The 20241-nt window shown below is 59.3% G+C and carries 20 protein-coding genes; 15 read left to right on the top strand and 5 right to left on the bottom strand.

Translation table 11 applies throughout. From position 1 onward, the window contains the following. The first annotated feature begins 53 nt into the window (after positions 1–53). From proC to C7H09_RS03680, 9 genes are all read left to right on the top strand, one after another. The gene (gene proC, locus C7H09_RS03720) at positions 54–887 is read left to right on the top strand and encodes a pyrroline-5-carboxylate reductase (RefSeq protein ID WP_106761285.1); all 834 of its coding nucleotides are present in this window, start codon (positions 54–56) and stop codon (positions 885–887) included. A gap of 22 nt (positions 888–909) precedes the next feature. After that, a complete protein-coding gene (locus C7H09_RS03715; protein ID WP_106761284.1) occupies positions 910–1494 on the top strand; it encodes a YggT family protein in 585 nt (194 codons plus the stop codon). A 201-nt stretch (positions 1495–1695) separates the two neighbouring features. Further along, positions 1696–3660 carry a dynamin family protein gene (locus tag C7H09_RS03710; protein WP_106761283.1) on the top strand — a complete coding sequence of 655 codons (1965 nt, stop codon included), beginning with the start codon at positions 1696–1698 and terminating at the stop codon, positions 3658–3660. A 122-nt stretch (positions 3661–3782) separates the two neighbouring features. Next, positions 3783–4931 (top strand): homoserine O-succinyltransferase MetX, encoded by a 1149-nt coding sequence (gene metX / locus C7H09_RS03705; RefSeq protein ID WP_106761282.1) that lies wholly within the window; start codon positions 3783–3785, stop codon positions 4929–4931. Then, positions 4928–5533, top strand: coding sequence for a methionine biosynthesis protein MetW (gene metW, locus C7H09_RS03700; protein WP_106761281.1), 606 nt, complete (start codon positions 4928–4930; stop codon positions 5531–5533). The genes metX and metW overlap by 4 nt, the downstream gene beginning before the upstream one ends. After that, entirely contained in the window at positions 5530–5985 is a 456-nt protein-coding gene (locus C7H09_RS03695; RefSeq protein ID WP_106761280.1) for a DUF4426 domain-containing protein, read from the top strand. Before metW ends, C7H09_RS03695 begins: the two co-directional genes overlap by 4 nt. Before the next feature lie 4 nt (positions 5986–5989). Then, positions 5990–6589 carry an RdgB/HAM1 family non-canonical purine NTP pyrophosphatase gene (gene rdgB / locus C7H09_RS03690; RefSeq protein WP_106761279.1) on the top strand — a complete coding sequence of 200 codons (600 nt, stop codon included), beginning with the start codon at positions 5990–5992 and terminating at the stop codon, positions 6587–6589. 4 nt (positions 6590–6593) lie between these two features. Then, positions 6594–7742: a radical SAM family heme chaperone HemW gene (hemW, locus tag C7H09_RS03685; RefSeq protein ID WP_106761278.1), complete on the top strand. Its 1149-nt coding sequence runs from the start codon at positions 6594–6596 to the stop codon at positions 7740–7742. Further along, positions 7742–8293, top strand: coding sequence for a hypothetical protein (locus tag C7H09_RS03680; RefSeq protein WP_106761277.1), 552 nt, complete (start codon positions 7742–7744; stop codon positions 8291–8293). The genes hemW and C7H09_RS03680 overlap by 1 nt, the downstream gene beginning before the upstream one ends. Before the next feature lie 8 nt (positions 8294–8301). Here C7H09_RS03680 and trmB read toward each other — a convergent pair whose 3' ends face one another. The 3 genes from trmB to C7H09_RS03665 form a co-directional block, all read right to left on the bottom strand. Then, positions 8302–9018 carry a tRNA (guanosine(46)-N7)-methyltransferase TrmB gene (gene trmB / locus C7H09_RS03675; RefSeq protein ID WP_106761276.1) on the bottom strand — a complete coding sequence of 239 codons (717 nt, stop codon included), beginning with the start codon at positions 9016–9018 and terminating at the stop codon, positions 8302–8304. Between the two features lie 59 nt (positions 9019–9077). After that, positions 9078–10607, bottom strand: a complete 1530-nt coding sequence (locus tag C7H09_RS03670; protein WP_106761275.1) for a YifB family Mg chelatase-like AAA ATPase — start codon at positions 10605–10607, stop codon at positions 9078–9080. 80 nt (positions 10608–10687) lie between these two features. Then, the gene (locus tag C7H09_RS03665) at positions 10688–10939 is read right to left on the bottom strand and encodes an accessory factor UbiK family protein (RefSeq protein ID WP_106761274.1); all 252 of its coding nucleotides are present in this window, start codon (positions 10937–10939) and stop codon (positions 10688–10690) included. A 378-nt stretch (positions 10940–11317) separates the two neighbouring features. On the opposite strand from C7H09_RS03665, the gene glnK reads away from it, so the two are divergent. Together glnK and C7H09_RS03655 are read left to right on the top strand one after the other, a co-directional pair. Further along, complete coding sequence (gene glnK / locus C7H09_RS03660; RefSeq protein WP_106761273.1) at positions 11318–11656, top strand: P-II family nitrogen regulator; 339 nt, start codon at positions 11318–11320, stop codon at positions 11654–11656. 70 nt (positions 11657–11726) lie between these two features. Next, positions 11727–12998: an ammonium transporter gene (locus C7H09_RS03655; protein ID WP_106761272.1), complete on the top strand. Its 1272-nt coding sequence runs from the start codon at positions 11727–11729 to the stop codon at positions 12996–12998. A 62-nt stretch (positions 12999–13060) separates the two neighbouring features. On the opposite strand, the gene speE is transcribed toward C7H09_RS03655, so the two are convergent. Beyond that, complete coding sequence (gene speE, locus C7H09_RS03650) at positions 13061–13942, bottom strand: polyamine aminopropyltransferase (protein WP_106761271.1); 882 nt, start codon at positions 13940–13942, stop codon at positions 13061–13063. Positions 13943–14072: 130 nt separating this feature from the next. On the opposite strand from speE, the gene speA reads away from it, so the two are divergent. From speA to C7H09_RS03635, 3 genes are all read left to right on the top strand, one after another. Continuing rightward, positions 14073–15983 (top strand): biosynthetic arginine decarboxylase, encoded by a 1911-nt coding sequence (gene speA, locus C7H09_RS03645; RefSeq protein WP_106761270.1) that lies wholly within the window; start codon positions 14073–14075, stop codon positions 15981–15983. Positions 15984–16096: 113 nt separating this feature from the next. Beyond that, on the top strand, positions 16097–16717 hold the full coding sequence (locus C7H09_RS03640; protein WP_420844168.1) for a sigma-70 family RNA polymerase sigma factor: 621 nt from the start codon (positions 16097–16099) through the stop codon (positions 16715–16717). Then, a complete protein-coding gene (locus C7H09_RS03635; RefSeq protein ID WP_106761268.1) occupies positions 16714–17352 on the top strand; it encodes a ChrR family anti-sigma-E factor in 639 nt (212 codons plus the stop codon). The genes C7H09_RS03640 and C7H09_RS03635 overlap by 4 nt, the downstream gene beginning before the upstream one ends. Positions 17353–17403: 51 nt before the next feature. On the opposite strand, the gene C7H09_RS03630 is transcribed toward C7H09_RS03635, so the two are convergent. After that, a complete protein-coding gene (locus C7H09_RS03630; RefSeq protein WP_106761267.1) occupies positions 17404–18141 on the bottom strand; it encodes an SDR family oxidoreductase in 738 nt (245 codons plus the stop codon). Positions 18142–18338: 197 nt separating this feature from the next. On the opposite strand from C7H09_RS03630, the gene C7H09_RS03625 reads away from it, so the two are divergent. Next, positions 18339–20114: an acyl-CoA dehydrogenase C-terminal domain-containing protein gene (locus tag C7H09_RS03625; RefSeq protein WP_106761266.1), complete on the top strand. Its 1776-nt coding sequence runs from the start codon at positions 18339–18341 to the stop codon at positions 20112–20114. Positions 20115–20241 lie beyond the last annotated feature (127 nt).

Genomic DNA, 20241 nt, shown 5'->3' with positions numbered 1-20241 from the left:
TTCCTGTTATTATCCGCCCTACGAATTCAAACGCAGATCATCTGGAGTGAACCTTGAGCAGATCACCCACCATCTCATTCATCGGCGCCGGCAATATGGCCAGCGGCATAATTGGCGGCATGCTGGACAACGGTTATCAGGCCAGCGATATCTGGGTAAGCGCACCGGATGACAGCCACCTTCAGTCAGTTCGCAAACGTTTCGGCGTGAGCGTCACCACCGACAACCGTCATTGCGCCGAACAGGCCGACATTGTGGTGCTGGCGGTAAAACCCCAGGTGATGGCCGAGGTGTGTAGAAACATTGCTCCGGTTGTGCAGAACACCCGCCCGCTGATGGTATCCATCGCAGCCGGCCTGACCGCAGACACCCTGGATAGCTGGCTGGGTGGCGGGCTGCCGCTGGTGCGGGTAATGCCCAACACACCCTCACTGGTCGGAAAAGGCGCCGCCGGGCTCTTCGCTAACAATCAGGTATCGCAAGCCCACCGGGAGGCGGTTCAGGCGATGTTCCAGAGTATCGGCAGCGCACTCTGGGTAGAGGATGAAAACCTTCTGCACAGCGTCACGGCACTGTCCGGCAGCGGCCCAGCTTACTTTTTCCTGATGCTGGAAGCACTTGAAGCAGCCGCCACCGAGGCAGGCATCGAGCCTGAGACTGCCCGGGCCCTGGCCATACAGACCATGGCAGGTGCCGCCGAAATGGCGGCCAGAAGCGATGACGATCCAGGCCAGCTCAAGCGCAATGTAATGTCGCCCGGGGGCACGACGGAAAGGGCCATCCATACCTTCGAGGACGGCGGTCTGCGCGACTTGGTGAAAAAGGCCTATGCCGCGGCCTATGATCGCTCGGGCGAAATGTCAAAAGAACTGGCCGACAAACAGTAACCGCTAACGGAGATTCAGCTTCATGCTGGCAGACATTGTTATTACCATCCTGCTGATCGCATCGACCTTCTACATGACCATCGTGCTGTTGCGGTTTTTGTTACAGCTGGCGCGGGCGGATTTCTACAATCCAATTTCCCAGTTTGTTGTGAAAGCCACCAACCCGCCCCTGCGTCCACTGCGCCGCTTCATACCGGGCTGGGGTGGCATTGATGGCGCCTCACTGACTCTGGCCGTACTTATTCAGGCGCTGACGTTTTTTCTCATCCTGGTCGCACTCAATGGCGGTATACCGGCAATCAACCCCCTCACCCTGCTGGTCTGGGCCGTACTGAACGTATTGAGTCTGATCGTAAAAATCTATTTCTGGTCGGTTATCGCCGTCGTGGTGGTCAGCTGGATCGCACCGCAGAGCGGCCATCCGGCCATACAGCTGGTTGCCCAGATTACCGAACCGGTAATGCGCCCGGTACGTAACGTTATGCCTTCCATGGGCGGCCTGGATATCTCTCCGATCATTGTGTTTCTGATTCTGAACGTCATTACCGTGGTCATCGACCACATGAAAGTGGCAGCAGGCCTCGGCGCTATCGGCCTGGGCATGTAAGACGCACGCCAGATGCACATCTTGTTACATTCTGATTCAGCATGTAACAAAATTATACTGGTCACTCAAGCCTTTGAGTGACCATACATTTTTCTTGAAAACCCCACCAAAATACCGAAAATGCCGACTCGCTCACCCTCAAACGATGCCCGAAAGGGTTATCATTAAGAGCATTTAATAGTCCCGCAGAAGGATAATCCGATGAACCCTCAGGGAACTCTGTCGCAACAGGTTGAGGCGTACCATAACTGGAAGAAAGAGCTGATCCGCCAGATTGGCCGCTACCGCCTCTGGCTGCAGGACAACAACCTGTTTTCAGACGACGTCAGCACGCGCATTCGTCGTGGCCTGGAGTTGCTGGTTGAAGACGAACTGACCATCGCGTTCGTTGGCGAATACTCCCGGGGCAAAACCGAACTGATCAACGCGCTGTTCTTCTCGGATTACGGCCAGCGGATGCTGCCATCCCAGGCGGGGCGAACCACGATGTGCCCCACTGAACTTTTCTACGACCGCAGCACCAACCAGAACTACGTGATGCTGCTGCCGATCGAAACCCGCACCGGCGAACTTTCCCTGCAGCAGCTGCGCAAACTGCCGCAGCAGTGGGTGAGGTACGAACTGGATGACGAGAATCCGGAGGTCATGCGCAATGTGCTTGCGGAAGTGGCCCGGATCAAAAGTGTATCACCGGACGAAGCCCGCGCACTCGGCTTTGATGAAGACATGCTGGAGCAGGATCGCAGCAACCCCGGCAACGTCCTGATACCCGCCTGGCGCAATGCCCAGATCAGTATTCGCCACCCGTTGTTTGAACGGGGCCTGCGGATACTCGACACGCCCGGGCTGAACGCCCTCGGCTCGGAACCCGAGCTGACCATCAGCATGCTGCCCCGGGCTCACGCTGTTATCTTTGTACTGAGTGCCGATACCGGTGTCACCGCCAGCGATATGACCATCTGGCGGGAATATATCGACACCGAATATGCCGATCACCGGGCTGGCCGGTTTGCCGTACTCAACAAGATAGACGTACTCTGGGACGACCTGCAGGGTGAAGCTCACACCCAGGAATCAATCAGTCGCATCCGCTCTTACACCGCGGAACACCTGGGCATTCGCAAGCATGATGTGGTTCCGCTTTCTGCCAAGCAGGGGTTGCTTGCCCGGGTTCGCAAAGATGACCAGCTATTCGATCGCTCCAATATCGAGCAACTGGAGCAACTGATTGTCCAGCGCATTCTGGTGCACAAGGAACAACTGATCACGCAAAGCCTGATCAACGATTTGCTGGGCATGCTGCAGAACAGCCAGGCAGCCATGCAACACCGGTTGGAAGACCTGGAAGAAGAGCGTCTCGCCTGCTCCGGAAGCACCCTCGACAAGGCAGCGCTGTCACGCCTGGCCGAGCGCGCCCAGCGGGATTACGACTTCTACTACAAAAAACTGATCACCCTGCGCTCTTCGCGGCGACTGATGGCTTCTCAGGGAGACATGCTGGCCAAGCTGGTCAACGAAGAGCGTTTCGAGTCTCATGCCAGCGAAATCCATCAGATGATGTCGAAAAGCTGGACAACCGCAGGCATGAACCGCGCTATGGATCTGTTCTTTGACCGGCTCGAAAGTGACCTGAGCAATCTGCTCGCGGAAGGCAGGTTGGCAGAAAAAATGGTGGGCGCCATCTACCGGCGGTACAACGAAGACACCAGGGCCAGACACCTGGAACCCATTCCGTTACGCGCCGGGCGCCACGTGATTGCCGTTCGAGAGCTGCGCAAAAAAGCCAGACGTTTCCGGGTTAGCCCGAAAAACCTGCTGGCGGAACAGTCAACACTGGTTCGGCGCTTTTTCAATGTCATGGTCGGCGAAGCCCGCACCCTGCATGGCCGGGTTCGTAACGATGTTGAGCGCTGGCCCAATGAAGCCCTGCTGCCCATCATGCAGTTCTCCATGGAGCAAAAACAGCTGCTGGAACACCAGATCCGCCGCCTGCGGGATATGGTGCGCACCGATAGGGACAGCCGCACAGAACGGCAGCGGCTGGACCACGCCACCGCCGACCTGCGCAGGCAGCTGGAACTGGCCGACGCCATGATGCGCCAGATCCGAAAGCCAGCGCCCACCATGTTGCAACAGAAAGTGGTCAACATCTCCGGCGCTGTTTGACAGCGCCGCTGGTTGCAGCAACCCCAGCCCGCCTTTACACTGCAGTGTTGGCGCCAGTTCCGGCGCCAACCCCGGCCTGTGGCCCGACTCCCTGTTGACCGAACCAGGAACTGAACAGATCCATGCCTGACGCCCTGCCCTCGGATTCCGTGGGCCTCGTAAGCCCGAAAACCATTCGCTTCGACGCCCCCCTTGAGCTGGCCTGCGGCCAGACACTGGCCCATTACGAACTGGTGGTGGAAACCTACGGCACCCTGAACGCCGACGCCAGCAACGCTGTATTGATCTGCCACGCACTCAGCGGCCACCATCACGCCGCCGGTTTTCATAGCCTGGACGACCGCAAGCCCGGCTGGTGGGACAGCTGTATCGGCCCCGGCAAGCCCATCGACACCAACCGCTTTTACGTGGTCAGCCTGAACAATCTGGGTGGGTGCCATGGCAGCACCGGCCCCAACAGCCTCAACCCGGACACCGGCAAGCCCTATGGGCCGGACTTTCCCGTCGTCACCGTGGCCGACTGGGTAGCCAGTCAGGCCCGCCTGGCAGACCACCTTGGCATTGAGCAGTGGGCCGCCGTGGTGGGTGGTTCCCTGGGCGGGATGCAGGCGCTTCAATGGAGCCTGGATTTCCCGGATCGCCTGCGCCACGCGGTGGTGATTGCCTCCACGCCCCGGCTCACCGCACAGAATATTGCATTCAATGAAGTGGCCCGCCAAGCCATCACCTCCGACCCGGAGTTCCACGAGGGCCGTTATTATGACGAGAACCTGGTGCCACGCCGGGGGCTGATGCTGGCGCGCATGGTTGGCCACATCACTTATCTGTCAGACGCCTCCATGGGCGAGAAATTCGGCCGGGAGCTGCGGGAAGAAGCCTACAAATTCGGCTTTGATGCCGAGTTTCAGGTGGAAAGCTACCTGCGCTATCAAGGTGAGCGTTTTTCGGAAGTTTTTGATGCCAATACCTATCTGCTGATGACTCGGGCACTCGATTATTTCGATCCCGCCTACGAATTCGGCGGCGATCTGTCGAAAGCACTGGCGCCCGCCACCTGCGAATATCTGGTGCTCTCGTTCAGCACCGACTGGCGCTTCTCGCCCGCCCGATCTGAAGAGATGGTCAACGCCATGATCTCGGCCCGCAAGCGGGTGAATTATGCGGAGATTGACGCGCCCTGGGGCCACGATGCCTTTCTGATTCCAACGCCCCGCTACACCGACATTTTTACCGCCTACATGGACAGGGTTGCCCGGGAGGCTGGCGCATGAGAGCCGATCTTGAAATCATCCAACAGTGGGTGCAGCCTGGAGATCACGTTCTCGATCTGGGGTGTGGTGATGGCACGCTGCTGGATTTCCTGCAGAAAGAGCGCAATGCCACCGGGTTCGGCCTGGAAATCAACCCGGATCACATCACCACCTGCATGGGCAAAGGCGTTCGCGTTATCGAACAGAACCTGGACACCCAGGGGCTGGACAACTTTGATAACGGCATGTTCGACATCGTGCTGATGACCCAGGCCCTGCAAGCGGTGCGCCGCCCCGACAAGGTCATTGATGAAATGCTGCGGGTGGGCCGGGAAGGCATTGTCACCTTCCCCAACTTTGCCCACTGGCGCCTGCGCTGGGGCCTGACCCTGAGCGGAAGAATGCCCGAATCCGACGCTTTGCCGTATAAGTGGTATAACACACCCAATATCAGACTCTGTACCTTCAAGGATTTTGAGGCTCTGTGTCGCCAGAAAGGCATTCGCATCAAGAGCCGGCGGGTGGTGGACGGCCAGCACCAGAATAGCTGGCTGGCCCGGGCCTGGCCTAACCTGATGGGTGAAATCGCGATCTATCGCATTACTCGGGAGACCACATCATGATCACTCAGCATTTACAGCGTTTTGCGCTTACCCTTGCCGCCCTGGTGGCGCTTGCCCTGCCCGCGTTAGCCAGTGCCGGAGAAAAGGACTTTGGTGACTACCGGGTGCACTGGAGCGTTTTCCCCAGCACCTTCCTGACCCCGGAAGTGGCCAAGGCCAACAACCTCCAGCGCAGTAAAGGCATTGGCGTGGTCAACATCTCGATCATGACCGATGATGAGCACGGCCAGATCCAGCCAGTGAGCGGGCAAGTGGAAGGCCAGGTAGCCAACGACATCCAGCAGATCAACTTTCTGGCGTTCCGCCGGATTCAGGAAGGCGATGCGGTCTACTTTATCGCTCAGTACCAGTACCAGTCCGGCGAACTGATGACCTTCAACATCAAGGCGCGGCCCAGTGGCCACGGTGAAGACCTGGCCGTGCGTTTTGCTCACTCTCTGTTCAACGATTAAGGCTATGAATCAGAAACTCGTTATTGCCAGCAACAACCGCGGCAAGATTGCCGAATTCACCGACCTTCTCGGGCCTCTTGGTCTGGCCCCGGTGGCCCAGGGTGAACTCGGCGTGCCTGAAGCCGAGGAACCCGCCGTCACCTTCGTTGAGAACGCTATTCTCAAGGCCCGCCATGCGGCCCGGGAAACCGGCCTGCCAGCCCTGGCCGATGACAGCGGCATTGCGGTGGACGCACTGAACGGAGCGCCCGGCGTTCGTTCGGCCCGTTTTGCCGGAGATCAGGCGTCTGACAGTGACAACGTTCAAGCCTTGCTGGCTGCCCTTAAAGACGTTCCCGAGGCCGAGCGCGGCGCACAGTTCCACTGTGTGCTGGTCTACCTGCGCCACGCCGATGATCCGACTCCTCTGGTGTGCCACGGCATCTGGCCCGGGCACATTCTCACCCAACCCAGGGGCGACGGCGGCTTTGGCTACGACCCGGTGTTTCTGGTGCCGGAACATAACTGCAGCGCCGCCGAGCTAACCCGGGAGCAGAAAGGGGCCATCAGCCACCGTGGCCGGGCATTGGCAAGCCTGATGAGCCAACTCCGGCCGGAGCACTGAGGCTGTGGCCGCCACAATTCCGGTGGCGGTGCTTCCGCCCCTGAGCCTTTACATCCACGTACCCTGGTGCGTACGCAAGTGCCCGTACTGCGATTTCAATTCCCACGCCATCCGGGGTGAGATACCGGAAGCCGCCTATCAACAGGCGTTAATCGAGGATCTGGTGCAGGATCTGGTGCTGGTCCGTGGTCGCCCGATAGAAACCGTGTTCATTGGCGGTGGCACGCCGTCGTTGATGAGTGGCGGGTTTTACCAGAACCTGTTCGCCGAACTCCGAAAACGCCTCGACTTTCTGCCCGACGCCGAAATCACCCTGGAGGCCAACCCGGGCACCCTTGAGGCCGGTCGCTTTGAGGCCTTTCGGGAAGCGGGCATCAACCGGTTATCCATCGGGGTTCAGAGTTTTGATCCGAACCAGCTTCACACGCTGGGCCGAATCCACAACGCAGAATCAGCGCACCAGGCGCTCGACGCTGCCCGCCGGGCCGGATTCGACAATTTCAACGTTGACCTGATGCACGGCCTGCCAGGCCAGACGCCGGAGCAGGCGGTGGCCGATCTGGACGCGGCACTCCACCATAATCCCAGCCACCTGTCCTGGTATCAGCTGACCATCGAACCCAACACCGAATTTTTCTCCCGGCCACCAGACTTGCCGGATGACGACCGGCTGTGGCGGATTTATCAGGCTGGCCGTCAGAGGCTCCGGGAGGCTGGTTTTGACGATTACGAAGTCTCGGCCTGGAGCCTTCCGGGGCGGGAAAGCCGCCACAATCTGAATTACTGGGCGTTTGGCGACTACCTCGCACTGGGTGCCGGCGGCCACGGCAAGGCCAGCCTGGTGGATGGCCGAATCACCCGGTACTGGAAAACCAGGCAACCCGACGCCTACCTGAAACGCATCGGCTCCCGAACGGCTGGCAGTGAAGACATTGCGCCGGAAGACCGGCCACTGGAGTTCATGATGAATGCGCTGCGGCTGAAACACGGCACAGAAGAACACCTGTATTCAGTCCGGACAGGTTTACCCCTGTCGTCGGTTAAGGTACAACTGAAGGCGTTGAGACAACAACAATTGATTGTCCCTGGTCGCATTCAGGCAACGGAACAGGGGCAAAGATACCTGAACAGCCTGTTGGAGCATTTTCTCTGATGGTCTCCGCTCAGCGCCCGCCGCTTATTCCCCTGCGCCCGATGAAGCGCCCCATGAAAGTATCCGTGGGGGTTACCCTGGTTCTGCTGCTGGCGTTGTTTGCCATGAATCAGCCGCTGCACACCGTGGCAGCCCCACAAGGCATAATCAGCCTGCAACTGGCGGGCACTGCGGAGCATGCCCAGCAGATACTGAGCAGTTGGCGGGGTGACAAGCTGGCGCTCGCCCGGGTCTCGCTCTGGCTCGACTTCGTGTTTATAGTCGCTTACCTGGCCACGCTCCTGCAGTTGACCCGCCACTTCACCCGGGACAGGCCGGGCATCCGTGAGCGTATGATCGCCCGCTGGGTACGTACTCTATTCGTGATTGCGGCCATGGCAGATATCGGCGAGAACATTGCCCTGCTGAGCAATTTTACCGAGCCCTCCGACAGCCTGAGCCTGACCGCCACCATTCTGGCGCTGATCAAGCTGACCGGGCTGGTTCTGGGCGTTGCCGGGCTGGTCATTATCAGGGCCTCCCGAAGGCGGCCCCTCACCCCATCAACCTGAGCCGAAACTCAGTTGGTGCGGTAGAACAGCATATCCCATACCCCGTGCCCCAGGTTCTCACCCCGTTTTTCAAACTTGGTGAAGGGGCGGTCGTCCGGGCGCGGTGAATAGCCACCCTGTTCCTGGGTATTGGCAAAGCCTTCAGACTCCACCATCACCTCCAGCATGTGCTCGGCGTAGTTTTCCCAATCCGTAGCCAGGTGAAGAATGCCACCGACCCGGAGCTTGTGGCGGATACGCTGAACAAACTCAGCCTGGATCAGGCGCCGTTTGTGATGCTTCTTCTTGTGCCAGGGGTCCGGAAAGAACACCATCACCCGATCCAGACAGGCATCCGGCAAACACAGGTCAATCACATCGTTGGCGTCGATACTGTACACCCGAACGTTCTCAAGCCCCCGGTCTTCCACTTCCTTGAGCAAGGCGCCCACCCCCGGCAGGTGTACTTCCACGCCGATGAAATCCTGCTCCGGAGCCGCTTCCGCCATCTCCGCCAGGGATTTGCCCATACCAAAACCAATCTCGAGGTTGAGCATGCTGTCACGGCCAAACACTTCCCGGGGGTCAATCATGCCGTCATCGCGGCTCAGGCCGAACTTTGGCCAGCTACGCTCATACGCCTTTTTCTGGCCCTCTGTCATACGACCCTGGCGCAACACAAAGCTGCGAATACCGCGGCGTGTGGTTACCGGGTTCGTATTCTGTGTCTCGTTCTGGTCAGTCATTCTCTGTCCTCAAACATTGCGGCCAATAAGTGCCGGACAGTTTACCAGAGTCCTTGGCGTCAGGCGGAGACTACTGACGATGAACCCTGCTGCCGGTCCAACTGCCGGTAACCCAGGGCCTCCATCACGTGTGACGATGCCAGGCTGTCTGCCCCGTCAAGATCTGCCAGTGTGCGCGCCAGCCTTAGCACCCGGTGCATGGCCCGGGCGGATAATCCGAGCCGCTCCATGGCCCGCCCCAACAAGCGCTCACTGTCATCCGACAAGGCGCAGGCGGTGTCCAGGGCCGCGCCGGACAACTCCGCATTAAGTGCCCCCCGGGCCTGCTGCCTCGCCCTTGCCGCCAGCACCCGGGCGCGCACCTCGGCACTGGATTCGCCAGCGTTGCCATGGCCCAGCAGCAGCTCGCCGGGTGGTACCGGCACCTCCACATGAAGATCAAACCGATCCAGCAATGGGCCGGAAATTTTTGATCGGTAACGCATCACCTGCTGTGGTGAGCATTGGCATTCAATGGTGGGATGGCCACTGTAGCCGCAAGGGCAGGGATTCATGGCCGCGATCACCTGAAACCGGGCGGGAAAGGTAACCTGGCGGGCCGCCCGGCTGATGGCAATGGCCCCGGTTTCCATGGGCTCGCGCAGAACTTCCAGCACCCGGCGCTCGAACTCGGGCAGTTCGTCCAGAAACAACACGCCGCGATGGGCCAGCGAGATTTCACCGGGCCGGGGGCTGCTGCCACCGCCCACCAGCGCCACCGCCGAGGCAGTATGGTGCGGTGCCCGGAACGGCGGATTCCGCCAGCCACCGGCTTTCAGGGGCTGTCCGGCCACCGAATGCACGCTGGCCACTTCCATGGCAGCGGTATCATCAAGTGGCGGTAGAATACCGGGCAATCGGCTGGCCAGCATACTTTTACCCGTCCCCGGCGGGCCGAAAAACAGCAGGTTGTGACCACCTGCGGCCGCGACTTCCAGGGCGCGACGGGGCACCGGCTGCCCCCGCACATCGGCCAGGTCGGCCACGGCATTCATGGCGGATTCATCCGATTCACTGGCTCGCGGCACCGGCACCAGTCGGGCCCGACCGGAAAGATGCTCACAGACCGTCAGCAGATGACTCGCGGCAAACACATCCTCCCGGCTTGCCAGCGCCGCTTCGGCGGCGTTGTCCTGGGGGATCAACAGGCTGTGGCCAGCCTCCCGGGCCGCCAGCACGGCTGGCAGCACCCCCTTCAAGGGGCGAAGCGCACCGTCCAGCGACAACTCCCCCAGAAACTCCAGGTTGTCCAGATTCTCCGCGGGAATCTGGCCAGAGGCGGCCAGAATACCCAGCGCAATGGGCAAGTCGAACCGCCCACCCTCTTTCGGCAAGTCGGCCGGTGCCAGGTTGATGGTGATTCTGCGGGCGGGAAATTCGAAACCGGCATTAAGCAGTGCGCTGCGCACCCGATCCTTGCTTTCGCGGACACCGGTTTCCGGCAAGCCAACAATCGATAAAGCGGGCAAGCCGCCAGACAGATGCACTTCAACCGCAACGGCGGGCGCAGACACGCCGATACTGGCGCGGGAATGAACAATGGCAAGCATGACAACCTTCCATGGCTGATTCAGTGAAAGCTCCGGCCTGACATCCTGTTGCCGGAGCCCTGTATATGGTGGTGCGGAGCTCAGCCCTGCTGGCGCTGCTCCAGTTCGGCAACGCACAACTCAAGAGCTTCTACTTTCTCACGGGTTTTCAGCAGCACCGCCTGCTGGGCATCGAATTCTTCGCGGGTAACCAGATCCAGCCGCGCCAGAATCGAGGTAACCGTTGCCCGGGCCTGTGCCTCGAAGTCGTCGCGGGCGGCTTTGGCCATATCCGGAACAAACTGGCCAAACTGCCCCTGCAGCTGAGAGAAAAGTTCCTGTGGTCCTTTCATAGATCACCTCGCAAAGGGAATAAGTTGTCGGCATCCGACCTTTTGCCATAGCCGTAAAGGGTTGCGCGGGAGTGTAACACAACGCTGGCACTGCCATACTGTACCCGGTCCGCAGTATACTGTCGGCGAGCGGCTACCGGCTGCTCTGTTTTGATTCATGGCTCTGCCTGGCGCACCAACAAGGTGCAAACCGGGTTTCCTGTTTCGGAGGCATTACAGGCAAAGCATTGTTTTAAAAGCTTTTATTTGCGTTGGCACAACCGATGCTAAAGCTCTTGTACGCAATCCGCACAATTGATGTGCGAGAGCGCAGCATCCTGAACTCAACACGCGGCCACCGGCCGTCACGGTTGGGAAGGCTTTACCAAGGAGAACTCAATGAAACTCGTGACAGCGATCATCAAGCCTTTCAAATTGGATGATGTCCGTGAGGCACTATCCGAGATTGGTGTACAAGGCGTAACGGTTACCGAAGTCAAAGGCTTCGGGCGCCAGAAAGGCCACACGGAACTCTACCGTGGCGCAGAATACGTGGTGGACTTTCTGCCCAAGGTAAAAGTGGAAATCGCCATTGGCGATGCTCTGCTGGATCAGGTGATCGAGTCCATCACCAAAGCCGCCAACACAGGCAAGATCGGTGACGGCAAGATCTTCGTGACCGAACTGCAGCAGGCTATCCGGATTCGGACTGGCGAGACCGGCGAAGAAGCGGTCTGAGCCGCCCCGGATTTCCCGACAGCCAACGCAAATACCCCTAACCTGAAGAGCCTTGTGCGGAGGGCTTCCCATGGAAAGCAATCTCTTTCAGCTGCAATACGCTATAGATACCTTTTATTTTCTGGTCTGCGGTGCATTAGTCATGTGGATGGCGGCAGGCTTTGCCATGCTCGAATCCGGGCTGGTGCGCGGCAAGAACACCACTGAAATCCTCACCAAGAACGTCGCCCTGTTTGCGGTGGCCTGCACCATGTATCTGGTGTGCGGCTACGCCATCATGTACGGCGGCAACCTGTTTCTGGGCGACATCGCCCTGGTCGATGTGGACGGTGTACTGGGCAACTTCGGCAGCCGTGACGGCGGCTTTACCGGCGACGCCATCTACTCCGGCGCTTCCGACTTTTTCTTCCAGGTGGTGTTTGTTGCCACTGCCATGTCGATCGTCTCCGGCGCGGTGGCCGAGCGCATGAAGCTCTGGGCCTTCCTGCTGTTCGCGGTGTTCATGACCGGCTTTATCTACCCGATGGAAGGCGCCTGGACCTGGGGCGGTGCCGATGTGTTCGGGCTGTTCAACCTGGGCGACCTGGGCTTCAGCGACTTTGCCGGTTCCGGCATCGTGCACATGGCCGGTGCAGCTGCGGCGCTGGCCGGGGTTCTGTTGCTGGGCCCGCGCAAGGGCAAGTATGGCCCCAACGGCGAGATCCGGGCCATTCCGGGCGCCAATCTACCGCTGGCCGCGTTGGGCACCTTTATCCTGTGGATGGGCTGGTTCGGCTTCAACGGCGGTTCGGTTCTGAAACTTGGTGACATCGCCAGTGCCAACGCCGTTGCCATGGTGTTTCTGAACACCAACGCAGCCGCCGCCGGTGGCGCCATCGCCGCGCTGATTACCGCCCGCCTGATGTTTGGCAAGGCCGACCTGACCATGCTGCTGAACGGAGCCATTGCCGGGCTGGTGGTGATCACCGCAGAGCCCTCCACCCCAAGCGCTCTGATCGCCACCCTCTGGGGTGCGCTCGGCGGCACCCTGGTGGTGTTCAGCATCATCACCTTGGACAAACTGCGCATTGATGACCCGGTCGGCGCCATCTCCGCCCACGGTGTCTGTGGCTTGCTCGGCTTACTGCTGGTACCGGTCACCAACGGCGACGCCAGCCTGGGCGGCCAGCTGATTGGCGCTCTGACCATCTTCGTCTGGGTGTTTGCCGCCAGCCTGCTGGTGTGGAGCATCCTCAAGCTGACCATGGGTATCCGGGTCACCGAGGAAGAGGAGTATGAGGGGGTGGATATCTCCGAGTGCGGCATGGAAGCCTATCCGGAGTTTGTCACCAGCAAGCCCTGAACCGGCTTGCTCTTACGGCAACACAAGACAGGGCGCTCCGGCGCCCTGTCTTGCATTCAGGATCAGGCTTCCTCTGGCCGCACTTCATCTTCCAGCGCATCAATCATGAACTGGGGCATGGCCAGGGCACCGTGGTGAACCCCGGCGTTGTAATAGCGGGTAACAAACGGCCGGTTGTTGGCGTCGTCCTCACGGAAGTACTTCAGTGGGTTATCCTTGCTGCCCATGGTGCAACTCCACCAGCCGGTCGGGTACACCGGTTGCGGAAACGGCAGGGTACGAACGTGAGACAGCCCGGCTTTGGCCATGTCCTGATGAATGTCGCGGATGATGCTGTCGGTATGCAGTAGCGGCGACTCGCTTTGCTGAACAATGATGCCGCCGTCCCGCAGTGCCGCCATGGCATCCCGGTAAAAATCCAGCGCAAACAGACCTTCCGCAGGCCCCACCGGGTCGGTGCTGTCGATGATAATCACATCCACGCTGGCAGGCTCAATGTCCCGCATCCACTGGATGCCGTCGCCGAAAAAGAAGTTGGCGCGGGGGTCGCCGTTGGCCTCACACAACTCCGGAAAATACTTCTCTGACATCCGGGTAACCCGTTCGTCGATCTCCACCTGCCAGGCTTCTTCCACATCCGGGTGCTTCAGCACTTCTCTCAGGGTACCGCAATCGCCACCACCAACAATCACCACTTTCTTCGGGTTCTTGTGGGTGAACAGCGCCGGATGCGTCATCATCTCGTGGTACAGAAAGTTGTCACGGGTGGTCAGCATCACACAGCCATCGAGCACCATCAGGTTGCCGAAGGTTTCGGTTTCATAGATCTCCAGCTTCTGGAACGGCGTCTGTTCTTCGTGCAGCTTACGCTTCACCTGCAGAGAAAAGGCCGTGCCCTGATCCTGGAATACTTCGGTGAACCAGCCTTCGTTCAATGCGGTCATATCTGTCTCCCACTGTGTGCAACTAGCCCGCGCATCTGAAAAGGCCGTATTGTAGGTGCAGCACTGTGCTCCTACAATGCAGAATCACACCGGCCTTCGGGCCATCCGGGTTCCTGACAGGATAGCAAGAATGGCTGAAACCACCCCATCACCCGCCCACAGGGTCTACAACATTGCCCACTGGAGCGACGGCTATATTTCCGTTAACCCTGAGGGCGAAGTGGAAATCTGCCCCGACAGGGGCCGCAGTGATGCCCGCATCAACCTGCCAGCCCTGACCCGCTCACTAGCGGAATCCGGCGTTGCCATGCCGGTGCTGTTGCGGTTCACCGATATTCTGCACGACCGGGTGAACAAACTGTGCGGCGCCTTCAACAAGGTCACCGCCGAGCAGGGCTATCAAGGCCATTACACCGCCGTCTACCCGATCAAGGTGAACCAGCAGCGCCGGGTGGTGGAAGAACTCCTCGCAGCCGAGCCCGCCGCCTCGGCCAATCAGGTAGGCCTGGAGGCGGGCAGCAAACCGGAGTTGATGGCGGTACTGGCGCTGGCCCGTCGACAGGGCTCGGTGATTGTCTGCAACGGCTACAAAGACCGGGAATACATCCGCCTGGCGCTGATTGGCCAGAAACTGGGGCACCGGGTATTTATCGTGGTGGAAAAACAGTCAGAACTGCCGCTGATTCTGGACGAGGCCCGCAACCTGGAGGTCAAGCCGCTGATTGGCGTTCGTGCCCGGCTGGCCACCATCGGCAAAGGCAACTGGCAGAACACCGGCGGTGAGAAGTCCAAATTTGGCCTGTCCGCCAGCCAGGTGTTGGATGTGGTGAACACCCTGCGCCAGGCCAAGGCCCTGGACAGTCTGCAATTGCTGCACTTTCATCTGGGCTCGCAGATCGCCAACATTCGCGACATCCAGACCGGCCTGAAGGAGTGCGCCCGTTTCTACAGCGAGCTGCACAGCCTGGGCGCGCCCATAGGCACGGTCGACATTGGCGGGGGGCTGGGTGTGGACTACGAGGGTACCCGTTCCCGCAGCAGTTGCTCGATGAACTACAGCGTGTTTGAGTACGCCTATAACGTGGTGCATGTGCTGCAAGCAGAATGCGACCGGCTGGGCATTCCCCACCCGGACCTGATCAGTGAATCCGGCCGGGCGTTGACCGCCCATCATTCGGTACTGGTTACCAACGTGATTGACCGGGAAGCCCCGGACAACCGGGCGCCCACCGAACCGGGCGCCGACGCGCCTTCGCCATTACTGGATCTGTGGCGGGATCTGGAGAGTCTGCAAGACCCGGAATCGCCCCGATCCCTGGCCGAGATCTACCACGACGTACTGCACGCCATGGCCGATGCCCAGGCTCAGTTTGCCCACGGCCTGCTATCGCTGCAGCAGCGCGCCCAGGCCGAAACCCTGTACGTGCGTTGTTGCCGGATGCTGCGCAGCGAACTGAATACCGCCAATCGAGCACACCGGGAAATTCTGGATGAGCTCAACGAGAAACTGGCCGAAAAGCTGTTCGTTAACTTCTCCCTGTTCCAGTCTCTACCCGACGTGTGGGGCATCGACCAGATCTTCCCGGTGATGCCCATCAATGGGCTGAACCGGCCGCTGACCCGGCGGGCAGTGATTCAGGACATCACCTGCGACTCCGACGGCCGCATCGATCAGTACGTGGACGGCCAGGGCATCGAAACCACCCTGCCACTGCCGGAACACGACCCACAAGCCCCATTATTGATGGGGTTCTTCATGACCGGTGCCTATCAGGAAATTCTGGGCGATATGCACAACCTGTTCGGAGACACCCACTCGGTGGATGTGCGCCTCGGCGCCGAAGGACACTATCAGGTTGGTGAGCCGATTACCGGCGACACCGTGGCCAAAGTGCTGCGCTACGTGAACTTTGACCCGGTCAGCCTGCTGCAGGCCTACCAGACAAAATTCCGCGACAGCGCCCTGCCCGAACCCCAGCAGTCGGCGCTATTGGCAGAGCTGAGCGCAGGCCTGGAGGGCTACACCTACCTGGAGGAGTAGCCGGGAAATTTTTTATCCCGGATAAATCCACTGAGCGAATGGCGGCGTAAACACTCTCACTGACAAAAAGGTGACGAGTGCATAGAATGATGACGACAAGCCACGCAAATACTATGACAGTCAAGGAGCGTCCGGTGAGCCCACTGGATAAGCAGCCCGAAAAAGCGGAGAAGCGCCGTGATCCCTGGGGCGTTTTGCTTGAGAAAGTCGGTAAGAACCAGGATCGAGAAGCCTATCGTCAGCTTTTCGAGCACTTCGCACCGCAGGTCAAGTATTACGCCATCTCCAACGGCATTGCGAATCTTGCCGAAGAGTTGGTGCAAGAGGTTTTCGTGTCGATCTGGAGGCGCTCCTGCCTATACGACTGGCGCAAAGCAGCCGCTTCCACCTGGATTTTTACCATCGCCCGTAATCAGCGCATCGATATGCTGAGAAAAATGCAGCGCACCAGTGCGGAGATGGCAGTAGAGACCGAAGACCTCTGGCAGATTCCCGGCGAGAATGAAGACGAACCGGTTACTTCACTTCACCGATTAATGTCGGAGCGCCGTGTGCGCGAATCGCTCAGTCATTTGCCGGAAGAACAGATTACCGTGATTGCCAAGGTATACATGGAGCACAAGTCCCACCAGATGGTGGCCGATGAGCTCGACATCCCCCTTGGCACCGTGAAAAGCCGGGTGCGCCTGGCGTTGAATAAATTAAGAGTTATTTTGCAGGACCAAAACGTATGACACGGCATCATCCTGACAGCCTGAGCCTGATGGAATACAGTGCTGGCAACTTGAGTGATCCTCACGCCCTGTGCATTCGCTTGCACCTGGAGCGGTGCCCGCAATGCCGTAGTCGCGTGGACACCCTGGACAGCCTTGGGGCAGTAATGATGGATCATCAGCCCAAGGTCAGTGTGGCAGACACCAGTTTTGACCAGTTGATGGCGCGGATTGACAATACCCCGGAGCCATCGCCCGAGGCTGTTGCCCGGCCTAAAGTAGACCCTCTCATGAAGCTGCTGGGGCAGGATATCAATGATTTGCCCTGGAAACGCCAGCTGGCAGATGTGAGTGTGCTCGACATCAGCGACAAATTCCCCGGCCAGAACGAGCGTGTGGTGCTGCAGAAGCTGGTATCGGGTGGCAAGGCTCCCGCTCATACCCATCGCGGTGACGAAACCACCATTGTGCTGCAGGGCGCATTTTCCGACCAGAATGGTGTGTTCAACCAATGGGACTTTGTGGTCTTGAACGAAGAAGACGAACACCGTCCGGTGGCCGTTGGTTGTGAAGACTGCATTACGCTTTCGGTGCTGAGCGCACCGCTGAAACTGACGGGCACCTTCACCCGCCTGCTCAACCCCTTCCTTCGCTGAACCCTTAGCTGAAACCTTGAATGGGGCGGTTCTGAAACCGCCCCTTTTTTTTCACCAGGGCAGAGCCGAGCCGTCCCAATGAAAAAACCGGCCATTGTCCTTCTCTGACAAGCCCTCAATCACCCGATACAGGTTATCAGCCGTCTGTTCTGGCTGATGCACGTTCAACCGCCCCAGAGATTGCTGAAATGGCTCACTCAGCGCCGAAAACGTTGTTCCCGGGTGCAGTGCAATGCAGGCAATCGGGGCGAAGCGCCGGGGCAGTTCCACCGACAGATTTTTTACCAGCATGTTCAACGCCGCCTTGGAACAACGATAGGCGTACCAACCACCGAGGTGGTTGCCCTCAATCGACCCCACCTTGGCAGAGATTGCCACCAGTCGCTTGAACTGCTTGCCCCTCAACATCGGGGCAAGCGCCTGAATCAGCAGGCCAAAGCCCAGGCAATTCACGGTATAGGCCCGAGACATCGATAGCCTGTCCAGATCCTCCAGCCGCTTCTCCGGAAACATTTCCCCGTCGTGCAGCAGGCCAGCGGCATAGATCACCGTTGTCACCGGGCCGGTATCCTCCAGCCGTTGCTTGAGCGCCGAAACATTCAACTGTTCAGGATCTTCGGCATCCCAGGCCAGGGCATGAAATCGATCGTTCTGAGTCAGCACATCCGGAATCTTTTCCGGGTTTCGACACAATCCGATTACGGATTCCGCCTGCTCCCCCTGCGCCAAACACTGCTCTGCCAGGGCGCTTCCGATCGCCCCCGAAACGCCCGCAATTAGCGTCGTCATGGCTCGTTCTCCTCTTGTCGCTGGCAATGTTTATGAGCATACGAGCCCGAAAAGCGTTAGGGCCAAACACCTATCCGAAAAAAGCAAACCAAAGCATTCAAACAGCCGTATGAATAGCACATCCAGTTGCTCTTACCGAAAACGTAAAGGGCAGCCAGGGGCCAGAGCGGCCACTCAACCACAACAGGAGAGTATCCATGCAATACCAGGCACCCGCGAACGACCTTCGCTTTCTGCTGTTTGACGTGTTGGGCGCAGACACACTGCACGAACTGGAAAAGTACGCCGACGCCACGCCAGACCTGATCTCGGCCGTAATTGACGAGGCAGGTAAACTGGCGGCCGAAGTCATCCAGCCCACCAACCAGACTGGCGACCGCCAGGGCTGCCACTACGATCCAGAGACCAAATCGGTGAAAACTCCGGACGGTTTCAAGGAAGCCTACGCAAAATTTGTGGAAGGGGGCTGGACCGCACTCGACGCACCCATCGAGTTTGGTGGCCAGGGGCTACCCCACACCCTGAAATTCGTGGTGGACGAAATGGTGTGTTCCACCAACCTGTCACTGGGCATGTACCCCGGCCTGACTCACGGCGCTATCAGCGCGCTGCACACCCACGGCTCGTACGAACTGAAGCAGACCTACCTGGAAAAACTGATCTCCGGTGAATGGACCGGCACCATGTGCCTGACCGAGCCCCACTGCGGCACCGACCTGGGCCTGATCCGCACCAAAGCCACACCAAACGACGACGGCAGTTACGCCATCGAAGGCACAAAGATCTGGATTACCGGCGGTGAGCATGACCTGGTGGATAACATTGTCCACCTGGTACTCGCCAAGCTGCCGGGCGCCCCCGACACCACCAAAGGCATCTCCCTTTTTGTGGTGCCGAAGTTCCTGCCGGATTCCGGGGAGCGTAACCCGGCTTTCTGCGGGGGCCTGGAGCACAAGATGGGCATCAAGGGTTCCGCCACCTGCGTGATGAACTTTGAAGGTGCCAAAGGCTGGCTGGTAGGCGAGCCCAACAAGGGCATGAGCGCCATGTTCACCATGATGAACGAGGCCCGCCTGATGGTGGGGATGCAGGGCCTGGGCCTGGCGGAAATGGCCTATCAGGAAAGCCTGGCGTTTGCCAAAGAGCGCCTGCAGAGCCGCTCCCTCAGCGGGCCCAAGAACCCGGACGGCCCCGCCGACCCGATTATCGTACACCCGGACGTTCGCCGCATGCTGATGCGCCAGAAGGTACTGAACGAGGGTATGCGCGCCCTGGCGCTGTTCACCGGCCACCAGCTGGATCTGTCTGTAGCTCACCCGGATGACGCCGTACGGGAGAACGCCGACGATCTGGTGCAGTTGCTGACACCGGTGGTGAAGGCCTTCCTGACCGACGAAGGCTACAACAACGCCAACTGGGGCCAACAGGTGTTGGGTGGCTCCGGTTTTACCCAGGACTGGCCGCTGGAACAGCTGGTGCGCGACGGCCGTATCGCCCGCATCTACGAGGGCACCAACGGTATTCAGGCGATGGATCTGGTAGGCCGAAAACTGGCACTCAAAGGCGGGCAGCTGGTACGCGCCCTGTTTGCCGAGCTGACCGGCTACCTGAAAGACAACCCAGACGCGCCCCACCGCGAGGAACTGAAGGTGTCGATCAAGAGCCTGGAGCAAGCAACCCTGTGGCTGGCACAGAATGCTCCCAAAGACCCGGAGCAGGCAGGCGCCGCAGCAAGCCCGTACCTGCGACTGATGGCGCTGACCGTCATCGGCTATCTCTGGTCTCGCATGGCCGGTGTTGCCCACCGGCAACTGGACGCCGGTGAAGGCAACACGCCGCTGCTGGAAAGCAAGCTGGTGTCTGCCCGATACTACTTCGAAAAGCTGATGCCCGAAGCCGACTGGCTGTTGCGTGACATCGATTCCGGAAAGGACAGCCTGATGGCGTTCGAAGACCAGCACTGGATGGCCTGATCGAATCGCTCGCATTCACAAGCTCTCAAGCCGCGCTCTGCGCGGCTTTTTTGTTTGACCATACCCTGCCCAAAACATCTACGTTACAATTTATCATCACAACACCAATCGTTATTACCCAGCCATT

It is taken from the genome of Marinobacter fuscus, assembly GCF_003007675.1.
In the GTDB taxonomy this organism is placed as follows: Bacteria; Pseudomonadota; Gammaproteobacteria; order Pseudomonadales; family Oleiphilaceae; genus Marinobacter; species Marinobacter fuscus.
This window is presented reverse-complemented; position numbering and strand designations above follow the sequence as displayed.

What these genes read in the sequence shown, in the direction of transcription:
- C7H09_RS03715 (WP_106761284.1), top strand. Translation starts at nt 910, where the DNA reads ATGCTGGCAGACATTGTTATTACCATCCTGCTGATCGCATCGACCTTC.
- C7H09_RS03710 (WP_106761283.1), top strand. Translation starts at nt 1,696, where the DNA reads ATGAACCCTCAGGGAACTCTGTCGCAACAGGTTGAGGCGTACCATAAC.
- metX (WP_106761282.1), top strand. Translation starts at nt 3,783, where the DNA reads ATGCCTGACGCCCTGCCCTCGGATTCCGTGGGCCTCGTAAGCCCGAAA.
- metW (WP_106761281.1), top strand. Translation starts at nt 4,928, where the DNA reads ATGAGAGCCGATCTTGAAATCATCCAACAGTGGGTGCAGCCTGGAGAT.
- C7H09_RS03695 (WP_106761280.1), top strand. Translation starts at nt 5,530, where the DNA reads ATGATCACTCAGCATTTACAGCGTTTTGCGCTTACCCTTGCCGCCCTG.
- rdgB (WP_106761279.1), top strand. Translation starts at nt 5,990, where the DNA reads ATGAATCAGAAACTCGTTATTGCCAGCAACAACCGCGGCAAGATTGCC.
- C7H09_RS03680 (WP_106761277.1), top strand. Translation starts at nt 7,742, where the DNA reads ATGGTCTCCGCTCAGCGCCCGCCGCTTATTCCCCTGCGCCCGATGAAG.
- trmB (WP_106761276.1), bottom strand. Translation starts at nt 9,018, where the DNA reads ATGACTGACCAGAACGAGACACAGAATACGAACCCGGTAACCACACGC.
- C7H09_RS03670 (WP_106761275.1), bottom strand. Translation starts at nt 10,607, where the DNA reads ATGCTTGCCATTGTTCATTCCCGCGCCAGTATCGGCGTGTCTGCGCCC.
- C7H09_RS03665 (WP_106761274.1), bottom strand. Translation starts at nt 10,939, where the DNA reads ATGAAAGGACCACAGGAACTTTTCTCTCAGCTGCAGGGGCAGTTTGGC.
- glnK (WP_106761273.1), top strand. Translation starts at nt 11,318, where the DNA reads ATGAAACTCGTGACAGCGATCATCAAGCCTTTCAAATTGGATGATGTC.
- C7H09_RS03655 (WP_106761272.1), top strand. Translation starts at nt 11,727, where the DNA reads ATGGAAAGCAATCTCTTTCAGCTGCAATACGCTATAGATACCTTTTAT.
- speE (WP_106761271.1), bottom strand. Translation starts at nt 13,942, where the DNA reads ATGACCGCATTGAACGAAGGCTGGTTCACCGAAGTATTCCAGGATCAG.
- speA (WP_106761270.1), top strand. Translation starts at nt 14,073, where the DNA reads ATGGCTGAAACCACCCCATCACCCGCCCACAGGGTCTACAACATTGCC.
- C7H09_RS03640 (WP_420844168.1), top strand. Translation starts at nt 16,097, where the DNA reads ATGACAGTCAAGGAGCGTCCGGTGAGCCCACTGGATAAGCAGCCCGAA.
- C7H09_RS03635 (WP_106761268.1), top strand. Translation starts at nt 16,714, where the DNA reads ATGACACGGCATCATCCTGACAGCCTGAGCCTGATGGAATACAGTGCT.
- C7H09_RS03630 (WP_106761267.1), bottom strand. Translation starts at nt 18,141, where the DNA reads ATGACGACGCTAATTGCGGGCGTTTCGGGGGCGATCGGAAGCGCCCTG.
- C7H09_RS03625 (WP_106761266.1), top strand. Translation starts at nt 18,339, where the DNA reads ATGCAATACCAGGCACCCGCGAACGACCTTCGCTTTCTGCTGTTTGAC.